Origin of the sequence: Bacillus sp. B25(2016b) (assembly GCF_001679765.1) — a bacterium.
Lineage (GTDB): Bacteria > Bacillota > Bacilli > Bacillales > Bacillaceae_G > Bacillus_A > Bacillus_A thuringiensis_K.
Map to the genome: position 1 here is coordinate 4,579,955 of NZ_CP016285.1, position 20,185 is coordinate 4,600,139.

The window sequence follows — 20,185 nt, forward strand, 5'->3', positions numbered from 1 at the left end:
CGCCACGAGAAGAGACTGTTCTAACAATAGAAAGGGGTATCATTTCATATGTACGAAGACGTACTTGCTTTACTACATAAAACAAATGTTTCTTATGAAAAATTCGAACACGAACCAGTACTCGATTATGAGACGGATCGGATCGTACGTGAGAGACTTGGCTTACAAGGCACTCCAAGTAAAAGCTTATTTTTAAAATCAAAGTCTGGAGATTATTACGTATTTTTTACGTTAGAGGGCACAAGGCTCAACCGGGGGGAGATGAAAGAGCTAACAGGAGAACGCTTATCTCTCTGTTCTCCTGATGAACTGCGAGACAAAACTGGTTGTACGCCGGGATGTGTAGCTCCTTTCGGATATTCACACGATGTAACAATTATTGTGGATAACGCTATTTATACGTACGATAAAATTTTAATTACACCTGGTGTTCCTGAATTTACAATTGAATTATCCACAGAAGAATTAAAAAAGATTTTATTAACATGTACAAATACCGTTTTAGAGTACAAACAAAAAGAGAGCTAATCGCTAGCTCTCTTTTTTCATTATTTAGCTTCTGCTGTTTTTTCTTTTGCAGAACGTACTTGCTCGTCCGCATGGTAAGAAGAACGCACAAGTGGGCCAGCTTCACAGTGGCTAAATCCTTTGCTAAGTGCAATTTCTTTAAGCTCTGCAAATTCTGCTGGTGGGTAATATTTAAGAACTGGTAAATGCTTCTTAGATGGTTGTAGGTATTGCCCAAGAGTTAAAATATCCACATTGTTTGCACGTAAGTCATCCATTGCTTCAATTAAATCTTCTCTCGTTTCACCTAAGCCCACCATAATGCTCGATTTAGTTGGAATATCAGGCTGCATTTCTTTCGCTCGACGTAAAAACTCTAATGAACGTTCATATTTTGCTCTAGCGCGAACTCGGTCAGATAATCGACGTACTGTTTCAATGTTATGGTTTAGAATATCTGGTTTTGCATCCATTAACATTTTTAAGTTTTCTTCTACTCCACCCATATCAGATGGTAATACTTCGATAGACGTGAATGGGTTTTTACGACGTACTGCGCGTACTGTTTCAGCAAAAACAGCTGCTCCCCCGTCCTTTAAATCATCACGTGCAACCGCTGTTATAACAACGTGCTTTAAACCCATTTGAACTACTGAATCTGCTACGCGTTCTGGTTCTTGTAAATCAAGCTCAGTTGGTAAGCCTGTTTTAACCGCACAAAAACGACAAGCACGTGTACAAACCGCACCTAAAATCATAAATGTTGCTGTTTTTCTTACAGCCCAGCATTCATGAATATTCGGACATTTTGCCTCTTCACAAACGGTATGAAGATTCTTAGAACGCATCATTTTCTTTAAGCCTGTATAGTTTTCATTCGTGTTTAACTTAATTTTCAACCATTCGGGCTTGCGCTTATATTCTGTTTGTTTTGTCATGGTTATCAACTCCGCACAATATGAAATAGTTTACCGTGTTCGCTTCTTTCAATGTAACATATCTATTCTAACGTATGAAAGCGATTTGCTCAAATGAAGATTCTAAGATTTTTTCCAATCGTTCCCTATAATGAAATACTCCGTATATCCCACACTAAAAAGAGTGATGTTGTGAAAGGAGTCTATTTCATGCTTCGAAAAATTTCTCTTTTGCTTTCTATTTGTTTTCTTCTCCACCAAAACATCGCTTACGGTGAAGATAATCAGCAAAGCATATACGAAAAGCGCATGGCACTATATAAAGAAACCGAGCAGTCTTCAGGCATTCCATGGTATTACTTAGCTGCAATGGATCAATATGAAAGAAATATACGGAGCGTAAGAAAAGATATTCCGAAAAAACCAGATGCCATCATTTCCCTTTATTTCAAACCAGAAATATGGGCTGGGCCTATTAATAGTAACGATACTCTCCCCCATACAATTTCTCTATTTGGCGGAATAGGTTTAGATGGTGACAAAGATGGATTTGCAAATGCAAATAGCGACCGTGATCTTCTGCATACCGCAGCGACTATTTTAAGGAAACAAGGAACGTCAGAAGACCGTATTAAAATTATGCTTTGGGAATATTATAGACGTGCAAAAACAGTTGATTTAATTAGCGAATACGCCCAAATTTATAAACATTATGGACGTATTAATTTAGAAGGAAATGCTTTTCCTCTTCCGATTCGTAGTGACCATAGCTACCGTAGTACTTTCGGCGCTGGAAGAAGTTTTGGCGGCAGAAGGATTCATGAAGGAACCGATATTTTCGCCGGATATGGCGTGCCAGTAAGATCGACTTGCTATGGCATTATTGAAACGAAAGGTTGGAACCGCCTTGGTGGATGGCGCATTGGTATTCGTGACCTTCATAACAATTACCATTATTACGCCCATTTAGGCGGGTTTTCAAAAGAAATACAGCTTGGACAAATTGTTGAACCAGGAAAAGTAATCGGATTTGTTGGTAGCACTGGTTATGGACCTCCTGGTACAGCCGGAAAATTTCCACCCCACTTACATTTTGGCATGTATAAAGACAATGGCTATACAGAATGGGCCTTCGATCCATACATGCATTTAAGCCTTTGGGAACGCAAAGAACGAGCAAATACAAAACGATAACCGTAGCGCATTGCTACGGTTATTTTTTATCCAGTAAAAGCCCGGCTCAGCCGAGTTTCACTTTATATGCAATTAACTATCTGTTTTCTTTTTATCAGGTACAGCAACACTTCCGCTTCCATAATACGTAGGCACTTCCCCTTGAACGATACGCGTCGCAATTGGAACATTTTGTTTCACCGTTATCTCTTTCGTATGAAATGGAATAATTACTTGCAATGTTACTTCCATTTCCATAACAATTTGAATCGCTGTAGTATTAATCCCATGCGGCTCAATTTTTTGTTTAATATCTGTATTCACATGACCAATTGGCGTGAAATGAATTGGAATATCTGGTCCTATATTACCAAGAAGTGCATTATCCGTTACACGCCCAAAAGGAACTGCCATAGTCGCCCCATTTTTTTCAGAAATACCTAGCTCCTTCAACTTCCCTTGTTCTACTTGTTGCAAATATTTTTCTATGTACGTGGTCGTTGACGTTACGATTTCATTTACTTGCTTCGTATTTAAATTAATTGTGGATACTTTTCCGTTTTTATCATTCTGTACTTTCATTAATGAATCGACATCGAATCCTTCATTAATTCGATCCTTTACTGCCTTCGTCATAATTGCTGTCGCCATTTTATGTGTCTCTACTTCCCCATATTTAATTAAGGTCGGCTGAATATTATTATTCACAATCCACAACCCTTGCGTAAGTAATATAACAAAAAGAATAAACGACATAAGCAGTATATACCGAAAGGCAATAGGTCCCTTTCGAAACCGCGAGTTTTTCGAGCGAAATATACTCATAAAAAAACCTCCTTCTTATATCATTTCTATGCAAGAAGGAGGGACGATATATGCTTATCTCATTTTTAATAATGCTTCTTTTCCAATCGTTCCTGCTGGAATGCCTAATGCTTCAGCTCCAGTCGTTACCGATTCTAGTGGCGCTTCAAGAAGTTGTTCAATCGTTCTTACACCAACCGCACGGCCAGCAATAATTCCTCGATCACCTAATTTCTCATTTAAAAGACCTACATCTAATGCACCACACATAATATATCCTTTATCGCTCATTACAGCTAGCAAATTCGTCTTTGGAAGTTTCACGCTAACTGCAATAAACGTATAATTATCAATTATAATTGGCTCCACATTAACCATAGTTCACACTCCTCTCTTTCTTATCTGTATGACAAGAGAAAAATGAGTGTTACAAGTTAACTAGCCTATAGTTTAACGGAAGATGTATAAGTTATTAACATATCTGTTAACACATCTCTAAGTAGTTCTGGCATATAATATTGTTTGTCAGAAAGTGTGGATAGCTCTGGGTATAAGTAGCCAAATGTAAACATATCAATCGTTCCTACTGTATATATACGATCTAATTCCAGCGATTCCCCGTTAATTAATACATCTTCGAGTAAAATTTTATTCCCGGGAATCGTATCTGGAATGACTTCTACACCAGCGTAAATCATTTTCCCCATCACTTTTCCCCGAAATCCGAATCCTTTTACCTCAAGATTCTCCATATTCGGTTTACGTGCTTTCAAAATAACTTCTCTTAATATCTTTCCTGGAACTTTCAAAGCACAAGGATTAATTGGATGTGGACAAATTCTGTGAATATCTCCGCGCGTCACAACACCTTCTTCTAATCCTTCAAGAAGTACACCCGCATTCACCATTCCAATCTCTGCACCGCACCACATTTTCAGCGCATTTGCTAACATGTGCGAAAATGCTGTTTCCTGAAACCAATCGACTGGCAATGATTCCTTTACATGAACGACAGGCTCTGCCATAATCTGTTTACTTTCTTCCTGCAGCAATTCAATTGTGGATAACGGTTTGCTGTAAGCACCTAAACGTTCTGTCTTAATCGCTCTACCGTCCTTTTTCAACAGCTTCTTCGTCTCTTTATCCACAGTAAGCTGAACGTGCCCAACGTAACGTCCCCACTTTTCACAACAACAAAGTAACGTATTATTAATAAGAACGCCTCGGTCAAATAAATGATGCGTATGTGCCCCTAAAATAACATCTACATCATAATGCTCCGCCATATACTCATCCATGCTTTTTCCAAGGTGAGAAAGAACAACTGTAATATGAGCCTCATCTTTCACTTCTTCTAAAATTGACTCTAAATGGATAAGCGGATCTTCAATATGCCAATCGAGCATATAATAAAACTCCGGATAAGCTACCGTTAATCCGATAAAAGCAATCGTAATCCCATCTGTCGTTGTATGTAATTTATAAGGCTTTGCCCACTCCGGACGTACCCCTTCTTTTTCAAATAAATTCGCGACGAGCACCTCAAATCCAGCATCATCATATAGACGATTCAAATGCTCCTTCGCTAACGTAATTCCTTCATTATTTCCGATCGTTACATAATCATATAACGCCTCATTTAAAAGCTTCGTATTGCCAAGTCCATTCGTCGCTTCCGAAATACTATGAAAACGATCCACATGATCGCCGATATCAACCGTCAAGACGGTCTCTCCCGCTTCCTGTCTTCGCTTTTTCTCCTCTTGTACAAACCGAGAAATTTGCGACCAATTTTCAAAATGACTATGTATATCGTTTGTATGATAAAGATGGATGATTGTTTCTTTATTTATATTCAGAGAAAAAACCTCCTCTCAGTTCCTTACTGCCATTTACGCTATGCGCACGCAATAATCCTGTAAATACTTTTCGTCTTTTCTTGCTATTTTACATTGTACTCGCATTGTGAGAAAAAGCAAAAGATTGTCCTTTTTATATGAGAAACTTTCGCTAATACAGGAAAGAATTCCAGATAGTGGAGGGAGGGGTGGATTTGTCAGTCTCTTTGTCTTAAACCTAGTCGTTCTCTGTTCTTATAAAATGTTTGGGGTATGTGAGAATTTTCTTTTGTCTTATCTTGTCGACAAATCGATATTCCTTGTCGAAACGTTGATATATTGAAATAATCGTTGATATATTCCCGTTTATGATCGATATATTTGAAAAATCGTTGATATATTTAGCTGAACACCCACCCGGGTATCCTCTCCCAAGCCAAGACAAATCCGCAAAACAAAAAAGCGCCCTGCACAGCAGGGCGCTTTCTTCATACATATATTATCCAGTTCTAGCGGCTAGAATGTTCGGTAGCTTCACTTCTTCCCCCTCACATTCTGAACAAGCCGCTTCCACTTTAAATATTGTCCAGCTTTGCCTCCTAGGCCCTCATGTCTAAGAACCTTCCGCACGAGAAGATAAAAAGCATCTTCTGTGCGAAAGAACCTTAGCCAACGGGTCTGAACAGGCGGCTCCGCATTTCTATTTAACCAATAGAACCTTCCATCTCAAACTTGATTAGGCGGTTCATTTCAACTGCGTATTCCATTGGAAGTTCGCGAGTGAATGGCTCGATGAAGCCCATTACGATCATTTCTGTAGCTTCTTGCTCAGAAATACCGCGGCTCATTAGGTAGAATAATTGTTCTTCTGATACTTTCGATACTTTCGCTTCGTGCTCAAGTGAAACGTAATCGTTTTTGATTTCGTTGTAAGGAATTGTATCAGATGTAGATTGGTTATCCATGATTAACGTGTCACACTCGATGTTAGAGCGAGAGTTTTTCGCTTTTGGTCCGAAGTGTACGATACCACGGTAAGTTACTTTACCACCATGCTTCGCAATCGATTTAGAAACGATTGTTGAAGACGTGTTTGGTGCTAAGTGAATCATTTTCGCACCAGCATCTTGGTGTTGGCCTTTACCAGCAATCGCGATAGATAATGTTAAACCACGAGCGCCTTCGCCTTTTAAGATAACTGCTGGATATTTCATTGTTAATTTAGATCCGATGTTACCGTCAATCCATTCCATCGTTGCGTTTTCTTCACAAACCGCACGTTTTGTAACTAGGTTGTATACGTTGTTCGCCCAGTTTTGGATTGTTGTATAACGGCAATAAGCATCTTTTTTAATGATGATTTCTACTACCGCACTGTGAAGTGAGTTAGTCGTGTAAACAGGTGCTGTACAACCTTCTACGTAGTGTACGTGTGCGCCTTCGTCTACGATGATAAGCGTACGCTCGAATTGTCCCATATTTTCAGAGTTAATACGGAAATACGCTTGAAGTGGTGTATCAACTTTAACACCTTTTGGAACGTAGATGAATGATCCACCAGACCAAACTGCAGAGTTTAATGCAGAGAATTTGTTGTCTGTTGGTGGAATTACTTTTCCGAAATGTTCACGGAAAATATCTTCGTTCTCTTTTAATGCGCTATCTGTATCTTTGAAGACGATTCCTAGAGCTTCTAGGTCTTCTTTCATGTTGTGGTATACAACTTCAGATTCGTACTGTGCAGATACACCAGCTAAATATTTTTGCTCAGCTTCTGGAATACCTAATTTATCAAATGTTGCTTTAATTTCATCAGGTACTTCATCCCAAGACTTCTCAGATTTCTCAGATGGTTTTACGTAGTACGTAATTTCATCAAAATCTAAGTCATTTAAGTCGCCGCCCCATTGTGGCATTGGCATTTCATAGAACTTATCCAGTGATTTTAAACGGAAGTCTAACATCCACTGTGGTTCTTCTTTCATACGTGAAATCTCTTCAACGATCTCTTTTGTTAAACCGCGTCCAGCACGGAAAATCGAAACGTCTTTGTCTTTGAAACCATATTTATAATCGCCGATATCTGGCAGTTGCTTCGCCATGTTGGTGTGTCCCTCCTTAGATAACCTCATTTTTAGGAACCTTTAACATTACTTATCTTCGTTTAAGCCCTTTTCTAACGCTTTCCACGCTAATGTTGCACATTTAATACGTGCAGGGAACTTGCATACGCCTTGTAATGCTTCAATATCTCCTAAATCGATGCTGTCATCGTACTCTTTTCCTAGCATCATGTCAGAGAAAATTTTCGAAAGCTGAAGTGCTTCTTCAATTTTCTTACCTTTTACTGCTTGTGTCATCATTGAAGCTGAAGACATTGAGATTGAACATCCTTCGCCTTCAAACTTCGCCTCTTGCACAATACCTTCTTCTACTTTCATCGTAAGTTGAATACGATCGCCGCAAGTTGGATTGTTCAAGTTAACAGTAACACTATCTTCTAACACGCCATTGTTACGAGGATTCTTATAATGATCCATAATAACTTGACGATATAACGTATCTAAATTATTAAATGACATTTGTGAAATACTCCTTTGTCTTGATTAGCGATTCAACAAATGTATCAATTTCTTCTTTTGTATTATATAAATAGAAGCTCGCACGTGCTGTTGAAGAAGCTTTTAGCCACTTCATAAGCGGTTGTGCACAGTGATGTCCTGCGCGAACTGCAATGCCTTCTACATCTAATACAGTCGCTACATCGTGAGGATGTACGTCTTCAATATTAAATGTAACAAGACCAGCGCGATGCTTTGGACCATAAATTGTAACGCCATCTACTTCTGATAGTCTTTCTAAAGCGTATTGCGCTAATTCATGCTCATGCTTTTCAATATTATCAAGACCGATTTCTTCTAGGAAATCAATTGCCGCACCAAGTCCGATTGCATTACCGATAATCGGTGTACCTGCTTCAAACTTCCACGGAAGCTCTTTCCAAGTAGATTCTTGTAAATCTACGAAATCAATCATTTCACCGCCAAATTCAATTGGCTCCATATTGTTCAGCAATTCTTTTTTACCATATAATACGCCGATGCCTGTAGGTCCGCACATCTTATGAGCAGATAATGCGTAGAAATCACAGTTTAAATCTTGTACATCTACTTTCATGTGAGGTGTACTTTGTGCACCGTCAACGACCATAATTGCGCCATTTTCGTGTGCAATCGCTCCGATTTCTTTTACAGGGTTAATCGTTCCAAGCACGTTTGAAACTTGCATAATAGAAACGATTTTTGTATTCGGTGTAACTGTTTGACGAACATCTTCTAAAGAAATTGTACCGTCTGGTTGAAGCGGAAGGTATTTTAAAGTTGCACCAGTTTTCTTCGCAACTTGTTGCCACGGAATGATGTTACTATGGTGCTCCATGTAAGAAATAACGATTTCATCGCCTTCTTTTACATTTTCAAGACCATAGCTAGCCGCTACTGTATTTAATGCAGTTGTCGTTCCGCGCGTGAAAATAATCTCTTCCATTGATTTCGCGTTAATAAACTTGCGAACTTTCTCGCGTGCACCTTCATACGCGTCGGTAGCTTTCGTACCGAGCGTATGAACACCGCGATGCACGTTAGAATTATATTCTTTATAGTAACGTTCTAACGTTTCAATGACTTGAATTGGTTTTTGAGAAGTTGCTGCACTATCGAAATATACAAGTTGTTTGCCGTTCACTTTTTGATCAAGAATTGGAAACTGTTTGCGTATTTCATGAATATTCATTAGCGAACTTTCCTTTCAATTACCTCAACAAGCTGTGCTTTTACTCCTTCAATTGGAAGCTCATTTACTACAGGTGCTAAGAATCCATGGATGACTAAACGTTCTGCTTCGCGTTTTGGAATACCACGGCTCATCAAGTAGTATAATTGGTACGGATCTACGCGGCCTACTGAAGCTGCGTGACCTGCCATTACATCATCTTCGTCGATTAAAAGAATTGGGTTTGCATCACCGCGTGCTTTCTCATCTAACATAAGAACGCGAGAAGATTGTTGTGCGTTTGATTTAGATGCACCGTGTTCAATCTTACCAATCCCGTTAAAGATAGATGTTGCACTATCTTTTTGTACACCGTGTTTTAAAATCCAACCTTCAGAGTGTTTACCGAAGTGAACAACTTTAGTTGTAAAGTTTTGTGTTTGGTTACCACGGCCAATTGTTACTGTTTTCGTATCAGCATATGAACCGTCGCCCATTAAGTTTGTAACGTTCTCGGAAATTGTATTTCCGTCATTCATAAGGCCTAGAGCCCAATCAATGCGGCCGTCGCGTCCAACAACACCGCGGCGGTTAACGTAAGTTGTTACGTCTTTTGCTAATAGATCAACCGCACCAAATTTAACTTGTGCGCCTTGTTCCACGATTACTTCTGCTACGATATTTGCAATACCTTTAGCATTTTCATTTGCAACATAGTTTTCTACATAAGTTGCAGTACTGTTCACATCAGCTACGAATAATACATGGTTATATACGTTAGCTTCTTCGCCGTCTACTAAGAATACAGCTTGAAGTGGAGTTTCAAGAACAACGTTTTTCGGAACATATACGAATGCACCGCCGTTGATTAATGCAGCATGAAGTGCAGTTAAACGATGCTCGTCTACCTTCACGCCATCTTTCATTAAGTACTTTTGTACTAGCTCAGCGTGCTCAGTTGCAGCTGTTACGATGTCTGTAAAAATAACACCTTTTTCTTTTGCTTCGTCTGCTAAAGAAACGAACGCTGTTGTACCAGTGCGTTGTACTAATACGCTGTTGTTTTCATCGATTAAGTTTTTCACTGCTTCTGGAAGCTCTGTTAAAGAACTTACAGGCTCTTGCTTAGCAGCGTCGCCTTTTCCGATAAAGTCCCATTTTTCAATTTTCGTTTTATCAGGCGTTGGCATTGGAAGTTCAGTTGCTTGTGCAAGAGCTTGTAAGCGGAACTCAGTCAACCAAGCAGCTTCGTTTACTTCGCTTGCCCGTTGACGGATTGTTTCTTGATCGAAAGGTAATGTACCGATTGTCATGTTTATGCTCCTCTCTTACGCTTCTTGCTCTGTTGTTTCGTCTTCAATACCTAATTCTTTTTTAATCCAGTCGTAACCTTCAGCTTCTAGACGTTGTGCAAGCTCAGGACCACCAGATTTAACGATACGACCGTTCATCATAACGTGAACGAAGTCTGGAGTGATGTAGTTTAATAAACGTTGGTAATGCGTAATCATTAGGCAACCGAACTCTTCGCCGCGCATTTCGTTAATACCTTTAGATACAACTTTTAATGCATCGATATCAAGACCTGAGTCGATTTCATCTAAGATTGCGATTTTTGGCTCAATCATCATTAATTGAAGAATTTCGTTACGTTTTTTCTCTCCACCAGAGAAACCTTCGTTTAAGTAACGTTGTGCCATTTCTGGATCCATTTCTAGGAATTCCATGTTTTTATCTAATGTACGGATAAATTTCATAAGAGAAATTTCATCGCCTTCTTCACGACGTGCATTAATTGCAGAACGTAAGAAGTCAGCGTTTGTTACTCCGCTAATTTCACTTGGATATTGCATTGCTAGGAATAGACCCGCTTGTGCGCGCTCATCTACTTCCATTTCTAATACATCTTCACCGTCGATGATGATGCTACCTTCTGTTACTTCATACTTTGGGTGACCCATAATTGCAGAAGATAAAGTTGATTTACCTGTTCCGTTAGGTCCCATAATTGCGTGGATTTCTCCACCTTTTACTTCAAGGTTTACACCCTTTAAAATTTCTTTGCCATCAATTGATACGTGTAAGTCTTTAACCGTTAATGTAGAACCAGCCATCTCAATACCTCCATTAATCCTATATATACATTTTAAAAATTCCTAAAACGTTCATATTCTCATTTTATTCTCATTCTAATTTTATATCAAATAAAATGATATCGCAAACGACGAAAAAAAGTAACCGTTTTTTCACAAATGTATATAAGTATTTCCTTTGCATCTTTCTATGATACACCTTTCTTCTTATTTATATAAAGAAAAAAGGACTGGTAATTTTCCAGTCCTTTCCTTATAATTATTCACTTACCGGAAGTACAGCACCTTTATATTCTTTATTAATAAAATCTTGAATTTCTTTTGAATGTAGCACTTCTACTAGCTCTTTAATTTCTTTTTTCTTCTCATCACCTTTACGAACTGCAATGATGTTTGCATACGGAGAGTCTGCTCCTTCAATCGCAATTGCATCCTTTGTTGGATTTAATTTTGCATCAATTGCATAGTTTGAATTAATAAATAAAGCATCACCTTCATTATTTTCATACAGCTTTGGTGACAATCCAGGCTCTACATCTGTTTTAAACTTTAAGTTTTTCGGATTTTCGACTACATCTTTTACGGTTGCCTTAACAACATCTACACCATCTTTAAGCTTAATCACTCCGCCTTTTTGTAACAATGCTAACATACGGCCTCGCTCCGCTACGTTATTACTCATAATTACTGTTCCGCCATCTGGTAAGTCTTTTAAGCTTTTATATTTCTTAGAATAAATACCCATCGGCTCTAAATGGATTTTTCCTGCGTTTACAATTTTATATCCCTTTTCTTGGATTTCTTTATCTAAGTACGGAATATGCTGGAAGTAGTTCGCATCAATTTCTTTATCCGCTAACGCTTTATTTGGCAGTACATAATCCTGGAACTTTTTAATCTCTAACTTAATACCTTTTTTCTCTAATATTGGCTGTGCCTTCTCTAGAATAACAGCGTGCGGCACGTTAGAGGCTCCAACAACAAGCTTATTCTCTTCTTTTCCTCCGCAAGCAGCTAATGTAAATACAGACAGCGCTGTAACAACTGACAATAAAATCTTTTTCATATGATGTCCCCTTCTCCCCTATAGTTATGTAGTTATAAAAAAGGCTGGCATACACCAGCCTTTTCAGCAATTATTCTTTTACAGGAACAACTGCCCCTTTATATTCTTTATTAATAAAGTCTTCGATTTCTTTAGAATGCAATACTTCTACAAGCTCTTTAATCTCTTTTTTATCTTTATCACCTTTACGAACCACTAATACGTTTGCGTACGGTGAATCATCACCTTCAATTGCAATTGCATCTTTTTCTGGATTTAACTTTGCATCAATTGCATAGTTCGAGTTAATTAAAACAGCGTCGCCTTCTTTATTGTTATACACTTGTGGTAACAAACCTGGCTCAATGTCCGTTTTAAACTTTAAGTTTTTCGGGTTATCTGCAATATCTTTTGGAGTTGCACTAACTGGATCTACCCCGTCTTTAATTTTTAAAATGCCTTCTTTTTGTAAAATTGCTAAACCACGTCCATGGTCAGTAACGGAATTACTCATAATGATTGTCGCTCCGTCTGGAAGTTCTTTTAAGCTCTTATATTTTTGAGAATATACACCGATTGGTTCTAAATGAATTTTTCCTGCTATTTCAAAATCATATTTTTTATCTTTAATTTCTTTCTCTAAATACGGAATGTGCTGGAAGTAGTTTGCATCTAAATCCTTATCCGCTAACGATTTATTTGGCAACACGTAATCTTGGAACTTTTTGACTTCTAATTCAATTCCTTTTTTCTCAAGTAACGGTTTTGCTTTTTCTAAAATTTCAGCATGCGGTACGTTAGAAGCACCCACAACAAGTTTCTTTTCATCTTTATCTTTCCCACCACAAGCAGCTAACCCAAAAATTGAAGTTGAAATAAGTGCCGTAAGTAATAATTTTTTCATTTGAAACATCCTCCCGTTTTTTATTACCGTTTATCTATTCGAGTCGTTAAACTATCACCAATCCACTGAATTAAAAATACAACTAGTAATACACAAATTGTCGCAACGATTGTTACATCGTTATTCCCTCTTTGGAATCCTTCTAAGTAAGCAAGTGTTCCAAGGCCACCAGCACCAACAACTCCCGCCATTGCTGTATAGCCTACTAAAGCAATTGTCGTAACAGTAATACCAGATACTAATGCTGGTAACGATTCTGGAATTAACACTTTCAAAATAATTGTGCTTGTTTTCGCTCCCATTGCTTTTGAAGCTTCAATTACACCTTTATCAATTTCGCGAAGTGCGATTTCAACCATTCTCGCGTAGAATGGTGCCGCTCCAATAATTAAAGCTGGCAATGCTGCACTTGCTCCAAGAATTGTTCCAAGAAGAATCTTTGTGAATGGGATTAATAAAATAATTAAAATGATGAATGGTATAGAACGGAATATATTTACGAATGCTCCAATCACCGTATTAATTGATTTGTTTTCCCATAGATTATCTTTCGCTGTCATGAAGAGTAACAATCCTAAAATTAGTCCTAAAACAAATGTCGCAAGAGCTGCGATTGCCGTCATATATAACGTTTCACCAGTTGCTTCTAACATTTGATTCCAATCAACATTTGCGAGTAACTTATCCATGTGCAATCACCTCCAGCTCTACTTGATCTTGATGAATTCCTTCTATTGCTTGCTGGATCGCTATTTCCTCACCATTTAAATGAACAACTAAACTACCGTAAGAACCGTTATTCGTTTGTGCGATATTCCCTTGCAAAATGCTAACTTCTATATCACTGCGTTGCATTAATCGTTGAAGCACTGGTCTTTCTACAGCCTCACCGATAAATTGCAAACGAATTACTTTTCCATCTGGATATTTTTCAATTAAACTTTCAATCGTTTCATTTGTATCTTCAGAATCTGTTAACTGCTGTACAAATCGTTTCGTAATATCTTGCTTCGGATTACGGAATACATCAAGTACTGGACCTGTTTCTACAATCTTTCCTCTCTCCATTACCGCCACTCGGTTACATATCTTTCGAATCACGTGCATCTCATGTGTAATGAGTACAATTGTTAAACCAAGGCGCTTATTAATGTCTAATAGTAAATCCAAAATTTGATCTGTCGTTTCTGGATCAAGAGCTGACGTTGCTTCATCACATAAAAGCACTTGTGGATTGTTAGCTAAAGCTCTTGCAATCCCGACGCGTTGCTTTTGTCCTCCGCTTAGCTGAGATGGGTACGCGTCTCCTCTCCCTTCTAATCCAACAAGATGAATTAATTCATCAACACGTTTTCTTCTCTTCGCTTTATCAACACCTGCAATTTCAAGTGGAAACTCTATATTTTCACGTACAGTTCGTGACCAAAGTAAGTTAAAGTGCTGAAAAATCATTCCGATTTCTTGCCTTGCCTTACGAAGTTCACTTCCTGTAATTGCTGATATAACACGATTGGCAATTGTAATTTGGCCAGAAGTCGGTTTCTCTAACTGATTAAACAATCTAATTAACGAACTTTTCCCAGCGCCGCTATATCCGATAACACCAAAGATTTCACCTTTGTCTATTTTTAAATTGGCGTTATCTACAGCAGTGACATCACCGCTTTTTGCTTTATATATTTTTTTTACATTTTCTAATAAGATCATGATGTTCACCCCTTTTTGTTTAGATCGACTCCGCAATTTTTTATGTTTAATGCGCGTAGTCCACCGTTATCACTACCTTTATTATTTGAATGTCCTCCACATTCAAACAATAAAAAAACCTTTCTGCTTTAGAGAAGCAGAAAGGTTTATGTGCGTATATAACAACATTATCCCTCTCTCTCATCTCTCAAAGCATTTGCTTTGCAGGAATTGGCACCATTTCAACATAAGTTGACGGTTGCCGGGCTTCACAGGGCACAGTCCCTCCACCTCTCTTGATAAGAGAAATCAGATTCAATTTTCGTCTGATTTGTAATTTATGAAATTGTCTATATTTTATGAATTGAATTGTATCAATATCTAAACACCATGTCAACAGAAATTTTCGTAAAAAATGAACCTTCAGAATTTTAAGCACCTACTGACATCGGTTTACATATATGAAACATCGATTCGACTAATAGCATCGTTCGATACGTTCCCGAATATTGTACACGTCCATCGTTCATTAACATTTGCAATCGTACATTGCCGTTTACCAATTGTTTTACATCTTCTTCATCTACACAAACGATTTGCTCCGTCCCTATTTCCTCATGTAGCAGTTCTATATAATCTCTTGAAATTTGTAACGAACAACTTTCATCTCCAAAGCGGAAATTAACAGTTTTTTCTTCTTTTCTTAAAAGCGGCTCTAAATGATATTGACCATTAGCGTAATTTACAAATGATTGAAGCAAAGAATATAATTTCACCTTAAATCACATCCTTCATATCACTTTCTATTACATACCATTCCCTCTCACTAAAGAGCAATCCTGTTATTTTCGCTCGACAAATACTGTATCCACCCTGCATCTCGACATATTTCCCAAGAAATATGTCGAGGCGGCAAAAATTTTGCCGCCTACTTTAATTCCGTATATAAATATTCAACCGAATGAAATGCGTATATCTTCTTCATCAGTGTCCCATTTTCAAAAACAAGTAAACAAGGTACACTTTCAATCCCATACTCTTTCGCTAAATGCGGAGCATAATTTAAATCTAACATCCCAATTTTGAGGCCTTCAATTGTCATCTCAACGACTGTTAACATCTTTTTTGCTAATTGGCATGTTCCACACATTGGAGTATATACATATAATACTGTTTTTTCTTCGTTCTCTATTAGGGCTGTAGCTTCGGCTCCTGTCCAATCAATCACTTCTATCATTCCTTACCGTAAATATTCTGTATAAACGTCAATGTCGGCTCCCCATAATACATTTGCTAAGTGTGTAGATGGCGCAGTTGCCACTTCTCGGTACGAGCGATCAATATAGATATGCTCGGCTTGCGGAAATTCTTTTCGAAATTGTTTCCTTAACTTTTCTCCAGCATCATCAGCATCCACTAGCACATACACTTCCTTATCAAAAAACTGATCAACGAGCTCATCCATTTTCGACAAACCAATTGTACCATTTGTACAAACAATTTCCACCGGTTCACGAATAATAGATTCAATCTTTCTTCTATCTGATGTACCTTCTACAATAATGACTTTTTCTACATAAATCATATGTCATCACCCGATCACCATATACTATATAACCTTGAACTTAGTATATAGTATATTCGTTATTTTCATGTTGTTTCCTGTTTATTTTTGCAAAAGAAAAGCGTAAGCGGCTCGTTCAGATTGTGAAGACTTATGAAACCTTACCACAAAACAGTTTTTCTCATAATAGCTTATTTATTTACATATAACTTGAATTTCATTATTTCACACAAAATAAAAAAAGACAGCACAAAGGCTGTCCTTTAGTCGACTAAATTAGTCTTGATTTGTCATTTCTGCATATTTTTCTGCAGTTAATAACTTCTCAACTTGGCTTGCATCAGAAAGTTCAACTTTAACCATCCATGCACCCTCGTATGGAGATTCGTTAACAAGTTCTGGTTGGTCACTTAATTCTTCGTTTACTGCTACAACTTTACCGCTTACAGGTGCGTATAACTCAGAAACTGTTTTAACAGATTCTACGCTTCCGAATGGCTCGTCAGCTTCGATTGTTGCACCTACTTCAGGAAGTTCAACGAATACGATATCGCCTAGCTCACCTTGTGCAAAGTGAGTGATACCGATAACAACTTCATTACCTTCAGTTTTTACCCATTCGTGTTCTTCAGAGTAACGTAAATTATTTGGAATGCTCATGACTGTACCTCCAGTGAATGTATTAATTATGTAAAAATACCTTATTGGTACTTTTTCCACACACTTTCAAACTGCTCTTCGTTAAAACCAAGTGTTACATTCGTTCCATCTGTTACAATTGGACGTTTAATCAACATGCCATCAGATGCTAAAAGCTCGTACATTTCGTCTTCGCTTGCATCTTTCAACTTATCTTTCAGACCAAGTTCACGGTAACGCATTCCACTTGTATTAAAGAATTTTTTTAATGGTAATTCACTTTTTTCATGTAAATTACGTAAATCTTCTTTTGATGGTGGATTTTCAACAATATGAATCATCTCATATGCTACATCGTTTGCCTCAAACCATTTCTTTGCCTTTTGACATGTGCCACACTTTGGATATGAATAAAATGTTACTGTCATAAATTCACCTACTTTTTTACTAACCTTTACCTTTATCATATAGAAAACGTTTTATTATTTCAAACCATTATTCGCTAAACTTTTACTTATTTCGTGATAATTTTTAATAATCCTGCGAATTTTTCTTATTTTTCCGCCATTTGTTAAGAAAAAAATAAATATATAAATTTTTTTAGATTCTGCACCAAACATATATCTTAAACAAGCGTTTGATTAATTCCACATTTTTCTTTCTTACGCCTTGAGCTGCATCGGTTTCTTCCTACCGAACATACAGCTTAAACAAACGTTTGATTAATTCTCCATTTTTCTTTCTTAACCCTTAAGTTACATCGGTTTCTTCCTACCGAACATACAGCTTAAACAAACGTTTATTTAAAAAAATAAGAAGCCTTGTTTACAGGCTCCCTCATCATCTATTCAAATAATCTGCGATGGTTTGAAATACGACGATATACATATTATGAATACTTTCTTCTGTATTTCCTCCATTAGATAAACCAATTGCCCATTGTTGCCCTTCACCACTTCCGATATTTGCAAAACCTTGCGTATACATCACATTTACATCTTTTCGTGCACTGTTATACTCTGTCCCTTTTGTAATAAAAATTGAATATGATTTATCTTGTAAACCGATAAAAAACACTGGTTTCTTTAGCGATGAAAATACATTTTTGTACTGCTCTGTTGAGGCTTCTTGAAAGTGATCTTTCATTATTAGAAAACCATCCACTTCCTTAGATTTCTTTTCCAGTGCCTCTAACTTCATTTCCTCAAACTTTACATTCCTAAACGTATCTTTCGGCTTTTCTCCAACAACTCCAATTACGAGTGCTCTTCCGTTATATTCTAATTTCTCTCCTTCTTTATCCTTTGCACACCCAGCACTGACTAGGCATATCAATATAAAAAATAAGAAATACGATAAACGCTTCATATAGCACCCTCCCCTTCTTTTTAGTCAAGTGACAAAAACGTAAGGTTAATTCAAGAAAATGTAAGTAAAATCGATAGCCCAATTCACGTTTCTATATTATAATCAATTGAATTTACTTACATTACTAAACATAGGAGATCAACATGAAGAAATTTAAACTTTCATCTTTTCTTCCGTTAAGTTATATACTTCTACTTGTACTCGTAAGTCCCCTTTACGACGTATTAAATAAATCGACTGTTCACGCAGTAGACGTTACAACTGTAGTAGATGATTGGATTCCATTTGTAAAAGCATTTATTATTCCTTATTTACTTTGGTTTCCATACTTATACGGCGCACTTATTTATTACTGCTTTGCTGACCGAAAGCAATATTATGTCACTTTAAGTAGTGTTATTTTTGGAAAGCTTGCTTGTTTTTCTATTTATTATTTTTGGCAAACAACTGTACCGCGTCCGACTGTCGTTGGAACAGATGTATTTTCTGAACTAGTTCGCTATATTTATAGTATCGATCAACCGGTAAACTGTTTCCCTAGCATTCACGTTCTTACTACATTTGTAATTATGTTAGCTGCCTTTAAGCGTAGAGAGCAACATGCTTTTGAATATTACATCCTTACTTTCTTCGGTACACTTATTATTTTATCAACGTTATTTACGAAGCAGCATGCCTTTGTAGATGCCGTTTCTGGAATGACGCTTGCAAGCATACTTTACTTCGGCGTTCAACTCTTATTGGCGAAAGAACCAATAAGAGTTCCAGTAAAACAAAATCATAGAATGTAACATGACAAAAAAGCAGACTGTGGCTTCTCAGTCTGCTTTTATCTATTATTAAGGAGATTTTCAATTTAAGATTGCGGTACAGTCATATCACCAGAATGAATACGACCTGCTTTTTTAAGAGCAATGTAAAGTATATAAGAAACAGCTACTGGAATAACGATATAAGTAATTACCATCGCTGGGAGAACTCCCCATCCTTGGCTGGAAATTAAATTAATTGGTGCGATAAGAGAACTTAATCCAAGACCTGCAATTTCCTTTCCTGCTTCCAGTTGGAAAATTAATGCGGATACTGGACCGACTATAGCACTGGCGACGACAGTTGGAACGAGAATCATTGGATTTTTAGTGATATTTGGCAACTGTACTTTCGGAGTACAAAGTGCTTGAGCTAATATGCCACCTAAATTGTTTTCTTTCGCTGAGATGACAGAGAATCCGATAAACTGAGCGACGCATCCGGCAAGAGCAGCACCACCTGCAACACCGTCTAAGCTAAGTGCAATTGCTAACGCAGCTGATGAAGCTGGAGAGATAAGTAATAGTCCCCAAACTACTGCAATGACGATAGAAGCGATAAACGGGCTACCAGCCGAGCTATCTTTAATAAAAGCTCCAACTGCGTTTAAAACAGGAGTAATATTATGAGCTAACCAAATACCAACTAAACCAGAGCCTAATATTGCCGTAAATGGAACGAGCATCATATCTAAAGCAGTTTTTCCGCTTAAACGTTTACCAATATATACAGCTAAAGTTGCTGTTAATAAAGCACCGATTGGCTCACCTGTTTTAATAATTAGACCTGCTTCAGTAATTGAAATGGATCCGGCACCAATTGCTCCAGCCACCATAGCCGAGAAGATTACAAGGCCATTTGCACCGAGCATAAAAGCAATCCCGGCACCAATTGCTGGTGCCATAAGTGATTTTGCAACAACTCCGATTGTAATAAGTAATGGTATATCAACAATTCTTCCTATATTTTCGATCAGTAAACCAATTCCGAGGGATACGAAAATACCTTGTGCGATTCCAGCAGATGCTTTAAATACACGAGACATTATATATTCCTTCATTTGTTT

The 20,185-nt window shown here is 37.6% G+C and carries 23 protein-coding genes and 1 riboswitch; of the genes, 3 read left to right on the forward strand and 20 right to left on the reverse strand.

Annotated elements, in window-relative coordinates; translation table 11 throughout:
• The first annotated feature begins 48 nt into the window (after positions 1-48).
• Positions 49-528: a YbaK/EbsC family protein gene (locus BAQ53_RS23565; RefSeq protein WP_000272748.1), complete on the forward strand. Its 480-nt coding sequence runs from the start codon at positions 49-51 to the stop codon at positions 526-528.
• 20 nt (positions 529-548) lie between these two features.
• On the opposite strand, the gene lipA is transcribed toward BAQ53_RS23565, so the two are convergent.
• Complete coding sequence (lipA, locus tag BAQ53_RS23570; RefSeq protein WP_000166372.1) at positions 549-1,445, reverse strand: lipoyl synthase; 897 nt, start codon at positions 1,443-1,445, stop codon at positions 549-551.
• Between the two features lie 189 nt (positions 1,446-1,634).
• Here lipA and BAQ53_RS23575 point away from each other — a divergent pair, with 189 nt between their 5' ends.
• A complete protein-coding gene (locus BAQ53_RS23575) occupies positions 1,635-2,618 on the forward strand; it encodes a M23 family metallopeptidase (protein ID WP_000944665.1) in 984 nt (327 codons plus the stop codon).
• Between the two features lie 72 nt (positions 2,619-2,690).
• Here BAQ53_RS23575 and yunB read toward each other — a convergent pair whose 3' ends face one another.
• The 18 genes from yunB to BAQ53_RS23665 all read right to left on the reverse strand — a co-directional run bounded on the left by yunB (position 2,691) and on the right by BAQ53_RS23665 (position 18,309).
• Positions 2,691-3,422 carry a sporulation protein YunB gene (gene yunB, locus BAQ53_RS23580; RefSeq protein WP_000021793.1) on the reverse strand — a complete coding sequence of 244 codons (732 nt, stop codon included), beginning with the start codon at positions 3,420-3,422 and terminating at the stop codon, positions 2,691-2,693.
• A 54-nt stretch (positions 3,423-3,476) separates the two neighbouring features.
• Positions 3,477-3,779: a YunC family protein gene (locus BAQ53_RS23585; RefSeq protein ID WP_000248466.1), complete on the reverse strand. Its 303-nt coding sequence runs from the start codon at positions 3,777-3,779 to the stop codon at positions 3,477-3,479.
• A gap of 65 nt (positions 3,780-3,844) precedes the next feature.
• Positions 3,845-5,260: a bifunctional metallophosphatase/5'-nucleotidase gene (locus BAQ53_RS23590; protein ID WP_347401767.1), complete on the reverse strand. Its 1,416-nt coding sequence runs from the start codon at positions 5,258-5,260 to the stop codon at positions 3,845-3,847.
• Between the two features lie 683 nt (positions 5,261-5,943).
• A complete protein-coding gene (gene sufB, locus BAQ53_RS23595) occupies positions 5,944-7,341 on the reverse strand; it encodes a Fe-S cluster assembly protein SufB (RefSeq protein WP_001118827.1) in 1,398 nt (465 codons plus the stop codon).
• Between the two features lie 48 nt (positions 7,342-7,389).
• The gene (gene sufU, locus BAQ53_RS23600; RefSeq protein WP_000009525.1) at positions 7,390-7,821 is read right to left on the reverse strand and encodes a Fe-S cluster assembly sulfur transfer protein SufU; all 432 of its coding nucleotides are present in this window, start codon (positions 7,819-7,821) and stop codon (positions 7,390-7,392) included.
• On the reverse strand, positions 7,811-9,031 hold the full coding sequence (sufS, locus tag BAQ53_RS23605) for a cysteine desulfurase SufS (RefSeq protein ID WP_001020767.1): 1,221 nt from the start codon (positions 9,029-9,031) through the stop codon (positions 7,811-7,813). The genes sufU and sufS overlap by 11 nt, the downstream gene beginning before the upstream one ends.
• Positions 9,031-10,323 (reverse strand): Fe-S cluster assembly protein SufD, encoded by a 1,293-nt coding sequence (gene sufD / locus BAQ53_RS23610; RefSeq protein ID WP_208906296.1) that lies wholly within the window; start codon positions 10,321-10,323, stop codon positions 9,031-9,033. The genes sufS and sufD overlap by 1 nt, the downstream gene beginning before the upstream one ends.
• 15 nt (positions 10,324-10,338) lie before the next feature.
• Complete coding sequence (sufC, locus tag BAQ53_RS23615) at positions 10,339-11,124, reverse strand: Fe-S cluster assembly ATPase SufC (RefSeq protein ID WP_000929160.1); 786 nt, start codon at positions 11,122-11,124, stop codon at positions 10,339-10,341.
• Positions 11,125-11,362: 238 nt separating this feature from the next.
• Entirely contained in the window at positions 11,363-12,169 is an 807-nt protein-coding gene (metQ, locus tag BAQ53_RS23620) for a methionine ABC transporter substrate-binding lipoprotein MetQ (protein WP_000722399.1), read from the reverse strand.
• Positions 12,170-12,239: 70 nt separating this feature from the next.
• Positions 12,240-13,052 carry a methionine ABC transporter substrate-binding lipoprotein MetQ gene (gene metQ, locus BAQ53_RS23625; RefSeq protein ID WP_000735087.1) on the reverse strand — a complete coding sequence of 271 codons (813 nt, stop codon included), beginning with the start codon at positions 13,050-13,052 and terminating at the stop codon, positions 12,240-12,242.
• Positions 13,053-13,075: 23 nt separating this feature from the next.
• On the reverse strand, positions 13,076-13,741 hold the full coding sequence (locus BAQ53_RS23630; protein ID WP_000359401.1) for a methionine ABC transporter permease: 666 nt from the start codon (positions 13,739-13,741) through the stop codon (positions 13,076-13,078).
• Positions 13,734-14,759 carry a methionine ABC transporter ATP-binding protein gene (locus BAQ53_RS23635; RefSeq protein WP_000601761.1) on the reverse strand — a complete coding sequence of 342 codons (1,026 nt, stop codon included), beginning with the start codon at positions 14,757-14,759 and terminating at the stop codon, positions 13,734-13,736. The genes BAQ53_RS23630 and BAQ53_RS23635 overlap by 8 nt, the downstream gene beginning before the upstream one ends.
• 177 nt (positions 14,760-14,936) lie before the next feature.
• Positions 14,937-15,044: riboswitch (SAM riboswitch) on the reverse strand.
• A 125-nt stretch (positions 15,045-15,169) separates the two neighbouring features.
• The gene (locus BAQ53_RS23640; RefSeq protein ID WP_000781210.1) at positions 15,170-15,514 is read right to left on the reverse strand and encodes a hypothetical protein; all 345 of its coding nucleotides are present in this window, start codon (positions 15,512-15,514) and stop codon (positions 15,170-15,172) included.
• A 152-nt stretch (positions 15,515-15,666) separates the two neighbouring features.
• On the reverse strand, positions 15,667-15,975 hold the full coding sequence (locus BAQ53_RS23645; RefSeq protein ID WP_002025020.1) for a thioredoxin family protein: 309 nt from the start codon (positions 15,973-15,975) through the stop codon (positions 15,667-15,669).
• A gap of 3 nt (positions 15,976-15,978) precedes the next feature.
• Entirely contained in the window at positions 15,979-16,323 is a 345-nt protein-coding gene (locus BAQ53_RS23650; protein ID WP_000640870.1) for a toprim domain-containing protein, read from the reverse strand.
• A gap of 255 nt (positions 16,324-16,578) precedes the next feature.
• Positions 16,579-16,962: a glycine cleavage system protein GcvH gene (gcvH, locus tag BAQ53_RS23655; RefSeq protein WP_000026896.1), complete on the reverse strand. Its 384-nt coding sequence runs from the start codon at positions 16,960-16,962 to the stop codon at positions 16,579-16,581.
• A 41-nt stretch (positions 16,963-17,003) separates the two neighbouring features.
• Positions 17,004-17,369: an arsenate reductase family protein gene (locus BAQ53_RS23660; RefSeq protein ID WP_000218968.1), complete on the reverse strand. Its 366-nt coding sequence runs from the start codon at positions 17,367-17,369 to the stop codon at positions 17,004-17,006.
• Between the two features lie 412 nt (positions 17,370-17,781).
• A complete protein-coding gene (locus tag BAQ53_RS23665; protein ID WP_000826885.1) occupies positions 17,782-18,309 on the reverse strand; it encodes a hypothetical protein in 528 nt (175 codons plus the stop codon).
• 143 nt (positions 18,310-18,452) lie between these two features.
• On the opposite strand from BAQ53_RS23665, the gene BAQ53_RS23670 reads away from it, so the two are divergent.
• Positions 18,453-19,100, forward strand: coding sequence for a phosphatase PAP2 family protein (locus BAQ53_RS23670; RefSeq protein WP_000713772.1), 648 nt, complete (start codon positions 18,453-18,455; stop codon positions 19,098-19,100).
• A gap of 65 nt (positions 19,101-19,165) precedes the next feature.
• On the opposite strand, the gene BAQ53_RS23675 is transcribed toward BAQ53_RS23670, so the two are convergent.
• Positions 19,166-20,179 (reverse strand): PTS sugar transporter subunit IIC, encoded by a 1,014-nt coding sequence (locus tag BAQ53_RS23675; protein ID WP_208906297.1) that lies wholly within the window; start codon positions 20,177-20,179, stop codon positions 19,166-19,168.
• Positions 20,180-20,185: the final 6 nt, after the last annotated feature.

Coding starts and splice junctions, on each gene's coding strand:
- BAQ53_RS23565 (WP_000272748.1), top strand. CDS start 49: ATGTACGAAGACGTACTTGCTTTACTACATAAAACAAATGTTTCTTAT.
- lipA (WP_000166372.1), bottom strand. CDS start 1,445: ATGACAAAACAAACAGAATATAAGCGCAAGCCCGAATGGTTGAAAATT.
- BAQ53_RS23575 (WP_000944665.1), top strand. CDS start 1,635: ATGCTTCGAAAAATTTCTCTTTTGCTTTCTATTTGTTTTCTTCTCCAC.
- yunB (WP_000021793.1), bottom strand. CDS start 3,422: ATGAGTATATTTCGCTCGAAAAACTCGCGGTTTCGAAAGGGACCTATT.
- BAQ53_RS23585 (WP_000248466.1), bottom strand. CDS start 3,779: ATGGTTAATGTGGAGCCAATTATAATTGATAATTATACGTTTATTGCA.
- sufB (WP_001118827.1), bottom strand. CDS start 7,341: ATGGCGAAGCAACTGCCAGATATCGGCGATTATAAATATGGTTTCAAA.
- sufU (WP_000009525.1), bottom strand. CDS start 7,821: ATGTCATTTAATAATTTAGATACGTTATATCGTCAAGTTATTATGGAT.
- sufS (WP_001020767.1), bottom strand. CDS start 9,031: ATGAATATTCATGAAATACGCAAACAGTTTCCAATTCTTGATCAAAAA.
- sufD (WP_208906296.1), bottom strand. CDS start 10,323: ATGACAATCGGTACATTACCTTTCGATCAAGAAACAATCCGTCAACGG.
- sufC (WP_000929160.1), bottom strand. CDS start 11,124: ATGGCTGGTTCTACATTAACGGTTAAAGACTTACACGTATCAATTGAT.
- metQ (WP_000722399.1), bottom strand. CDS start 12,169: ATGAAAAAGATTTTATTGTCAGTTGTTACAGCGCTGTCTGTATTTACA.
- metQ (WP_000735087.1), bottom strand. CDS start 13,052: ATGAAAAAATTATTACTTACGGCACTTATTTCAACTTCAATTTTTGGG.
- BAQ53_RS23630 (WP_000359401.1), bottom strand. CDS start 13,741: ATGGATAAGTTACTCGCAAATGTTGATTGGAATCAAATGTTAGAAGCA.
- BAQ53_RS23635 (WP_000601761.1), bottom strand. CDS start 14,759: ATGATCTTATTAGAAAATGTAAAAAAAATATATAAAGCAAAAAGCGGT.
- BAQ53_RS23645 (WP_002025020.1), bottom strand. CDS start 15,975: ATGATAGAAGTGATTGATTGGACAGGAGCCGAAGCTACAGCCCTAATA.
- BAQ53_RS23650 (WP_000640870.1), bottom strand. CDS start 16,323: ATGATTTATGTAGAAAAAGTCATTATTGTAGAAGGTACATCAGATAGA.
- gcvH (WP_000026896.1), bottom strand. CDS start 16,962: ATGAGCATTCCAAATAATTTACGTTACTCTGAAGAACACGAATGGGTA.
- BAQ53_RS23660 (WP_000218968.1), bottom strand. CDS start 17,369: ATGACAGTAACATTTTATTCATATCCAAAGTGTGGCACATGTCAAAAG.
- BAQ53_RS23665 (WP_000826885.1), bottom strand. CDS start 18,309: ATGAAGCGTTTATCGTATTTCTTATTTTTTATATTGATATGCCTAGTC.
- BAQ53_RS23670 (WP_000713772.1), top strand. CDS start 18,453: ATGAAGAAATTTAAACTTTCATCTTTTCTTCCGTTAAGTTATATACTT.
- BAQ53_RS23675 (WP_208906297.1), bottom strand. CDS start 20,179: ATGAAGGAATATATAATGTCTCGTGTATTTAAAGCATCTGCTGGAATC.